The following is an 8,397-nucleotide window of genomic DNA, read 5'->3' on the forward strand; positions in this document are numbered from 1 at the left end:
TCTGACCGATCTCCTGACCGATCTCCTGACCGATCTCCTGACCGGCCCTCCGAGCGGCCCTCTGGCCGGCCGCTGCCCGGATCGTCGCCGGCTTCTGTCGTGGCTATGCCCGTGGCAGCCTGGACGATGCTGTCGAACCCGCGCCGGCCGGCCCACGGCCCGGCCGGTCCCCATGCGCTCAGCGTCACCACCACGATGCCGGGACGCCGCTCGTGCAGCGCCCGCGGCGACAGCCCGAAGCGGTCCAGTGCCCCGGGGCGGTACCCGCTCACGACGACGTCCGCGGACGCCAGCAGCTCCTCGAACGTCCGTCGGTCGGCCGGGCGTCCGAGGTCGAGAAAGGCCGATCGCTTGCCCGGGCCGGTGTCGAGGTGCTGGGCCGGGATCTCGGGCAGCCGCGGGCTGTCGACCCGCAGGACGTCGGCGCCGAGGAAGGCGAGGGTCCTGGTGCCGATCGGGCCGGCGATGACCCTGGTCAGGTCGAGGACGCGGATCCCGGCGGCGGGCCGGCCGCGCTCGCGGGCCGGGCGATGCCCCGCGCCGGGCGGGTGCCCGTCGCCCAGGCGGTGCATACCGGCCAGGGGCAGCCCGGCGAGGGCACGGCCCTGCGGGTGCTCTCGCCACCCGGCGGTGTCCCGTACGGCCGCGGCCACGCCGCCGTGCGCCACCACCCTGTCCTCGACCTCGGTCGCGGGCAGCGTGGCCACGGCCGCCCTGACCGCGGCTGTCGGGTCGGTCGCGGTGTCGGCGATCCCGAGCGCCGCCCGCAGCCGGGCCCGATGGTGCGGGTAGTTGCCGTGCAGCCGCACCCAGCCGTCCGCCGTGGGCAGGAAGGCCGACAGCGGATCCATGCCGATCTGCGGCCGGCCGTCGAGGCGCAGATGCCGTTCGCTGGTGAAGGCCGCGGCCACCGCGCCGCTGTCGATCGTCAGCGGCTCCCCGCCGCGTGGGCCCGCTCCCGCGGGTATGGCTGCCTCCGCGGGTATGGCGTTGAGTTCGCCGGCCGCGAGCCCGACGACGGCCACGCTCGCCTGGGCGAGCGCGCTGACCGGCAGCCGTGCTGGCAGGGCCTGCGGCGAACCGATGATCGTCACCGTGTCCTGGCCGGGAAACTCGCCGCCGAGCGCTCGCGCGGCTTCGGCGATCATCTCCCGAACATGACGAAAATGTGATTTGTCACTCATCGATGGGCCGTTTTCGCGCACGGACGTCGGCACCCGCGCCCTTGCGACGACATCGCGTGCGGCTTCCGCGACATCGCGTACGGCGGGCCGTCGAGCCGGTGGGCGCTCCGGGCCGCTGTACCGGCCCGCGAAGGGGCGGACCGTCCGGTGTCAGCGGCGCCAGGCCGGGCGCCCCGGCGGCCGGACCGCCACCCGGCGGTGGCGATGGCTGTCACGGGGACGTTGACGGCTCCGGAGCCGTCCCGCCGCTCGCAGGCGTTCTTGTCGCAGGAAATCCGGTCGACTGCAGATGCGGTCCACGGCCCCGACGGTAGCGGTCCAGCCGGCTTTCGGGGCCAGTTGTCACAAACCATTAACTTTACCGGCGGCGTGTCGAGCATCTTCACCCCCCCCAGGAGATGAGCCCGCGGGGGCGGACGGGATGATGCCCGGCCGCGTCACCACCCGATGTCAGTGTGTGGTGAGCCCGCCGGCGTGGCCTCGGCATGACAGCCGATGCGGCGGTCGGTGCGGCAATCGACGTGGCGCTCGACTGGCAATCGACGCGGCGGTCGATGGGACAACTGTCCGGCGGCTGTTCCACGACATGCTGTCCGTCCAGCGGCACGGCGGCTGTCCAGCGGGTGGCGTGACTCACCAGGTACCGTGACGATGTGGGCATGGACGATGTGGGCGGATGCGACAGGCCCGGCCGAGGGCGGCCGGTTCGTCGTGGCGTCCTGTCGGGGCTGCCTCCCCGGTCCGCGCGAGCGGCCGCCGGCGGTACGGACGACCGGGATCGCGCTGCCGGCCGGCCGGCCCGGGCCTGGTGACTGGAGGTTCGGCCCATCAGCGCACATGACCGCTACGACGCGTCGGCCGGCGACCGCACCTGGAGCATCCCCATGGCCGGCGACGCCCGGTTCTCCTGGGACTACGCCGACGGCCGGGCCCGGCTGCTGGCCCTCTACCAGCAGGGCAAGGACAAGCAGTGGGACGCCACGACCAGGATCGACTGGTCACAGGAGGTGGATCCGCACCACCCCCTGGGGCTGTCGGACCGGACGGTCCCGATCTACGGGCTCCCGCTGTGGGACAAGCTCGGCCGGCGGGAGCGCGGCGAGCTGCGCCAGCATCTGATGGCCTGGCAGTTCAGCCAGTTCCTGCACGGCGAGCAGGGCGCGATGATCTGTAGCGCCCGGATCGTCGAGTCCGTCCCGGACATGGACGCGAAGTTCTACGCCGCGACCCAGACGATCGACGAGACGCGGCACGCGGAGATCTACTCCCGCTTCCTGACGGAGAAGATCGGCCTCCTGTACCCGATCAACCCCGAGCTGCGCTCCCTGCTGGCGACGACGCTGAGTGACAGCCGGTGGGACATGCCGTACCTGGGCATGCAGGTGCTCATCGAGGGTCTCGCGCTGGCCGCCTTCGGCGTCCTGCGGGACGTCGCCACGGCGGCGCTGCCCAAGCAGATCCTTTCCTACATCATGCAGGACGAGGCCCGGCACATCGCGTTCGGGCGGCTGGCGCTGCGCGACTACTACGCGCAGCTGTCCCGCCGGGAGCTCGACGAACGCGAGGAGTTCGTCGCCGAGAGCTGCTGGCTGATGCGTGACCGGCTGCGTGGCGCCGAGGTCTGGGAGAACCTCGGCTTCGACGTGGACGCCTGTCTCGCCGCGGTGGAGACCTCCGAGTACATGCGGGCTTTCCGCAAGCTGCTGTTCAGCCGGATAGTGCCGTGCGTGAAGGACATCGGCCTGTGGGGGGAGAAAGTCCGCACCGCCTACGAGCGGATGGGCGTCCTCGAGCTGGCCGGTCTCGATCTCGCCGCGCTGATGCGCCGGGACGCCGACATCGCCGACGGCCTCGACCGGGCGCGGGCGCAGGAGGCCGACCTGGCCAGGCGGCGGGAGCAGGTGGCGGAGACGATCGCCACGGCGCTCTGACCCGGGCGGCCCTGCTCCAGGACCGGCTCTGGTCTGACGGATGCGTGACCGGCCGGATGGGTATGTGACGGACCGGTCGGCCGGACGCGCGGCCGACCGGCTCCGGGCGGGCGGCCATGGACAGCCGTGGACAGCCGTGGACAGTAACGGTCATGATCGTAGTGGACGGCCGTCCGCGGCCGTCCACGGTCCGGTCGGTGGCCGTCCAGGGTCCCGTGGATCCGGCGGTCGTCCATGGCCGCCGGGAAGGGATCCGGACGATCCGGGGTTGTCATCCTCCGATAGTTGCAACAGCAACGAGAATCTGGGAGGGACAGCATGCCTGCCGTTACCGCCGACACAACCACCCTGCCGCGCCTGGCCGTACCTCTGCCCGGCCAGCTGGAGCGGCCCGTCCGGTCGGTCACGACCGCGCCGTCAGGCCGTGAGGGCGAGGGCTTTCCCGTCCGCCGCGCGTTCGCCGGGGTCAGCCTTGCCGATCTTGACCCCTTCGTCCACATGGACCAGATGGGTGAGGTCGACTACGCGCCCGGTGAGCCCAAGGGCACGCCGTGGCATCCGCACCGCGGCTTCGAGACCGTGACGTACATGATCGATGGGACGTTCCAGCACCAGGACTCCAACGGTGGGGGCGGGGTCATCACGGACGGGGCGACCCAGTGGATGACCGCGGGCGCCGGCATCCTGCACATCGAGACCCCGCCCGAGCGGCTCGTCGTCAGCGGCGGCCTCTTCCACGGCATCCAGCTGTGGGTCAACCTGCCGGCGCGGGACAAGTTCAGCCCGCCGCGCTACCAGAGCATCGAAGGCGACCAGGTCACACTGCTCGCGTCGCCGGACGCGGGCGCGCTGCTGCGGATCATCGCTGGCGGTCTCGCCGGTGACCCGGCCGGTCACCATGGGCCGGGTGCCACCCACACGCCGATCACGATGATGCACGCGACGCTGTTCCCGGGCGCGCGGCTGACGGTCCCCTGGGAGCCGGGTTTCAGCGCGCTGGCCTACGTCCTTGCCGGCTCGGGACGGGCCGGCGGCGAGGGCCGGCCGGTCCGCACCGGGCAGCTCGCCGTGTTCGGCCCCGGTGACTACCTGACGCTCGCGGCCGACGACCGGCAGCCCGGGGCGGATGGCCGGCTGGAGGTGCTGCTGCTCGGCGGGCGCCCGATCCGGGAGCACGTCGAGATGTACGGGCCGTTCGTGATGAACACCAAGGAGGAGCTGCGCCAGGCGGTGGCCGACTACCAGGAGGGCCGGCTCGGCGTCATTCCCCCGAACGCCCTTATGCCGCACCGGGCCGCCCGCCGGTCGGAGTGATCGGACGCGAAATCCGTAGTTGATCGATTATCGGCAGTCAACCGAAGAATCGAGCCTTCTTTCGGTAATGCCGGAGATCGGTATACGGTGCAAAAACAGATGCAGATGCAGGTGCAGATGCCGGGGCGATACATATCCGTGTTCCGGTGCGCACGCTTTGAGCCCGCCACGCTTCGACAGTACGGAGCGTGACGGGCTCATGTCGATTGCGGCCCGTTGGCGTCCGCTTATACGATGTGTGTTTACCTGCTCGACTTTTCGTCGACCTCTTGACGTCTTTGGCTGGATGCCGGGAGGCTTCGGCGTGCCGTCGTGGCGAGACGGTGTTGAACTAGCGGTGCGGGAGCGTTCCCCGCGGAAGTAACCCGCCTTTGGTGATCCAGGTGTTCCGGGCGCGGTGGGAGCGTGGTCGTCACGCCACACCTGGCCCACCGGGGTCATGGGAGCTGGCAGGGCCGTCCAGCCGCATCCCGGCGGGGCGACGGCAGCCCGGGAATGACCCTCACCGGTACCGCGGGTGGCCCTGGTGCCCTCGAGCCGCTGACCCGGGCCGGGGTTACCGGGTGGGTGGTTCAGGATGAATAGGTGTCGTGATGCCAGAATGTATCCCGCTGACGCGATAATGGGGAGATGACCGCTTGACGATGTCAGTTCACACCGCTCGTCGGCTGCGGTTGATCGGTGCGGGGCAGGTCGTGCTGCTGGTGGCGGCCGTGTTTTTCGCCGTCACGACGCTCGTCGGCCTACGTGATGTGTCGTCCATCGTCAACCAGGCCGACAGGTGGCTGGGCAACAGCTTCAGCATCGCCGCCGGTGGCTTTTGTATGTTGCGTGCCATTCTGGTCCGCGGTGAGCGGCTCGCCTGGGCTGTGCTCGGCACCGGCCTGCTGTCCTATGGCGCCGGCAGCATCTACTTCACCGAGATCATGAACCATGCCGACGCGCCGTCGCCGTCGCCGGCGGACATCGGCTGGCTCGTGTTCTACGCGACCACCTGTATTTCCGTGATCCTCCTGCTGCGTGGGCGGGTCACCCGGTTTCACCCCAGCCTGTGGCTGGACGCGCTGGTGGGCGGCCTCGGCGTGGCCGCGCTGGCGAGCGGGCTCGCCGCCGTCGTCATCGGCGTGGACAACCCGGCGGGGCTGTCGGTCCTCGGCCTGAACATCGCCTACCCGCTCGCCGACCTGATGCTGCTCGTGCTCGTGGCCAGTGCGTTCGGGCTGCGGGGCTGGCGCCCCGAGAAGGCCTGGTGGCTGCTGGGGATCTCCCTCGCCGGCTTCGCGGTCGCCGACACGATCGTCACCGGCGCGATGGCGGGCGGCACCTACACTCCGGGCGGCCCGGTCGAGGCGCTCTGGGCGCTCGCGCTCGTCCTGCCGGCCTGCGCCGCGTGGCAACGGGCCCCACGGGAGATGTCCGACCGGGTCGCCGGCTGGGAGATGCTGTTCATCCCGTTCTTCTTCGCCGTCAGCGCGCTCACGCTGCTGGTGGTCGGGGCCTTCATCAGGCTGCCGCCGCTGACCGTCGTGCTCGCCGCCGGGACGATCCTGTCCGCCATCGTGCGTGCCGGCATCACGTTCACCGAGGTCCGCCAGCTCGTGGACAGCAAGATGCAGGCGCGCACGGACGAGCTGACGGGGTTCGCCAACCGCCGCGGGTTCTTCGAGCTGCTCAGCGAGGAGGAGGCACGCGACTGCGGCGCCACGCGCTTCGCGCTGCTCGTGCTCGACCTGGACCGCTTCAAGGAGATCAACGACTCTCTCGGCCACCAGGTCGGCGACGACCTGCTCAAACTCGTCGGCCGCCGGATCGAGACGGCGCTGCGCCCGACGGACCTGCTGGCCCGGCTCGGCGGCGACGAGTTCGCCGTGCTCCTCCAGGACGCCGACGCCACCGCGGCGCGGGCCGTCGCCGAGCGGGTGCTGGCCGCCCTCGACGGCCCGTTCGACGTCGACGGGGTGAGCTTCCACGTCGACGCCAGCATCGGGGTCGCGGTCTATCCCGATCACGCGGTGGCCGGGAACGTCCTGCTGCAGCGGGCAGACATCGCGATGTACGCCGCAAAGGCGGCCCGTACCCGGATCGAGCACTACCGGCCCGGCGCCGACCTGCACATCCTCGACCGCCTCGACGTCATCGAGACCCTGCGGGCCGGGCTCGGCCAGGACCAGCTGCGCCTGCACTACCAGATGAAGGTCGACCTGCGCACGGGCATCTGCCACGCGGTGGAGGCCCTGGTGCGCTGGGAGCATCCCACCAGGGGGCTGCTCCAGCCCAACGAGTTCCTGCCCATGGCCGAGCACACCGGGCTGATGCGCACGCTGACCCTCGAGGTGCTCGGGCTGGCCCTCGACCAGTGCCGCCAGTGGTGGGACGCCGGCCTGAAGATCGGTGTCGCGGTCAACCTCTCCGCGCCCAACCTGCTCGACAAGGGATTCCCGGCCGAGGTCAGGGACCTCCTCACGGCGAAGGGGGTGCCGCCGAGGGCACTCGAACTGGAGATCACCGAGACCGCTCTGATGCTCGACCGGATCCGGACCGCGGCCGTGCTCGGCAGCCTGCGGGAGATGGGGGTCCGCATCGCCGTCGACGACTACGGCACCGGCTACTCGTCCCTGGCCTACCTGCGGGAACTGCCGGTGGACGTGCTCAAGCTGGACAAGTCGTTCGTCATCCACCTCGACTCCGACCCGCTCTCGGCGGCCATCGTGCAGTCCACGGTGGGGCTGGCGCACTCCCTGGCCCTACGGATCGTGGCCGAGGGGGTTGAGACCGAGACGGCCATGGGCCGGCTGGCCGACTACGGCTGCGACTTCGCCCAGGGCTTCTACCTGGGCGCACCCCAGCCCGCCGACAAGCTGACCCCGCTGCTGTGGCACCGCAACAATCGCCGCGCGTATTCCTCCTCCGGGGAGGGCGGATACCCGCCGTCCCGATTAGAGCGGGTGACAGCGGCTGACCTGATGGCCGACGGGGCCGAGCCCGCCCGCGCCGGTCACCCGTGGACCTGACCACCATGGACGCGGGCGGCACAGGCTCAGGCGGCATGGACCCGGGCGGTATGGACCCGGGCGGCATGGACCCGGGCGGGGGCGGCGCGGACCTGACCGGCCCGCCCCGGCATCCTGGCCGGTCGGTGTGGGACTCCGTGGCGGAGGTCGGTCCGGCCGATCCCGGTGACGCTCCGTTCGCCTTCGGTGGTGATCTCTCCCCGGCGACCCTGGTCGGGGCCTACCGACGGGGCGTCTTTCCCTGGCCGCCCGACGAGCCGCCCGACGAGCCGGCCGGCGGTCCGGTCGCGGTGGCGAATGCCCTGGGGCCCGGTGACCCGGCGGCGGCCGGCGGCCGGCCGCCCATCTTGTCCCGCGACGCCCAGGAACTGTCCCCCGACGTCCAGGAACTGTCGCGGGATACCCGGGGACGGGCCGATCTCGCCTGGTGGAGCCCGGATCCGCGCGGTGTACTGCCCGTCGGCGGGGTGCGCGTGGCCGACTCGCTGTTCAAGCGGATGCGCGCGTGCGACTGGACGACCACCCTCGACCACGCGTTCGTCGACGTCGTGCACAACTGCGGCCAGGGCACCCGGCGTACCTGGATCACCACCGAGCTCGCCGGCGCCTACCAGGAGCTGCACCGGCTCGGCTGGGCGCACAGCGTCGAGGTGTGGCAGGACGACGAGCTCATCGGCGGGATGTTCGGCGTGCTCGTCGGCGCCGCCTTCATGGCCGAGTCCATGTTCCACGTGCGCACCGACGCGTCCAAGGCCGCGCTCGTCGACTTCGACGCGCGGTTCGCGCCGGCCGGTGGCCGGCTCGTCGACGTGCAGTTCGTCACCGCGCACGCGAAGTCCATGGGAGCGGTCGAGATCCCGCGGGTGCGTTTTCTCACGGAGCTGCGGCAGGCACGGGATGCCGAGGTGCGGCTTGACCGCGGCCGGCTACCGGTCACCCGGCTGGCCGAGCTGGCCC

At 71.3% G+C, this 8,397-nt stretch carries 5 protein-coding genes; 4 read left to right on the top strand and 1 reads right to left on the bottom strand.

Annotation, left to right across the window (positions count from 1 at the left end):
- On the bottom strand, positions 1–1,148 hold a 1,148-nt coding region (locus NBW84_RS12905), incomplete at its 3' end, for a CoA transferase (RefSeq protein WP_250284875.1).
- 863 nt (positions 1,149–2,011) lie between these two features.
- Here NBW84_RS12905 and NBW84_RS12910 point away from each other — a divergent pair.
- The 4 genes from NBW84_RS12910 to aat all read left to right on the top strand — a co-directional run.
- The gene (locus NBW84_RS12910; protein WP_445548304.1) at positions 2,012–3,115 is read left to right on the top strand and encodes a ferritin-like domain-containing protein; all 1,104 of its coding nucleotides are present in this window, start codon (positions 2,012–2,014) and stop codon (positions 3,113–3,115) included.
- A 318-nt stretch (positions 3,116–3,433) separates the two neighbouring features.
- Positions 3,434–4,429, top strand: coding sequence for a pirin family protein (locus tag NBW84_RS12915; RefSeq protein WP_250284878.1), 996 nt, complete (start codon positions 3,434–3,436; stop codon positions 4,427–4,429).
- A gap of 644 nt (positions 4,430–5,073) precedes the next feature.
- Entirely contained in the window at positions 5,074–7,440 is a 2,367-nt protein-coding gene (locus tag NBW84_RS12920; RefSeq protein WP_250284888.1) for a putative bifunctional diguanylate cyclase/phosphodiesterase, read from the top strand.
- 35 nt (positions 7,441–7,475) lie between these two features.
- On the top strand, positions 7,476–8,397 hold a 922-nt coding region (aat, locus tag NBW84_RS12925), incomplete at its 3' end, for a leucyl/phenylalanyl-tRNA--protein transferase (RefSeq protein ID WP_250284880.1).

The organism is Protofrankia sp. CiP1_Cm_nod2, from assembly GCF_920664355.1.
In the GTDB taxonomy this organism is placed as follows: Bacteria; Actinomycetota; Actinomycetes; order Frankiales; family Frankiaceae; genus Protofrankia.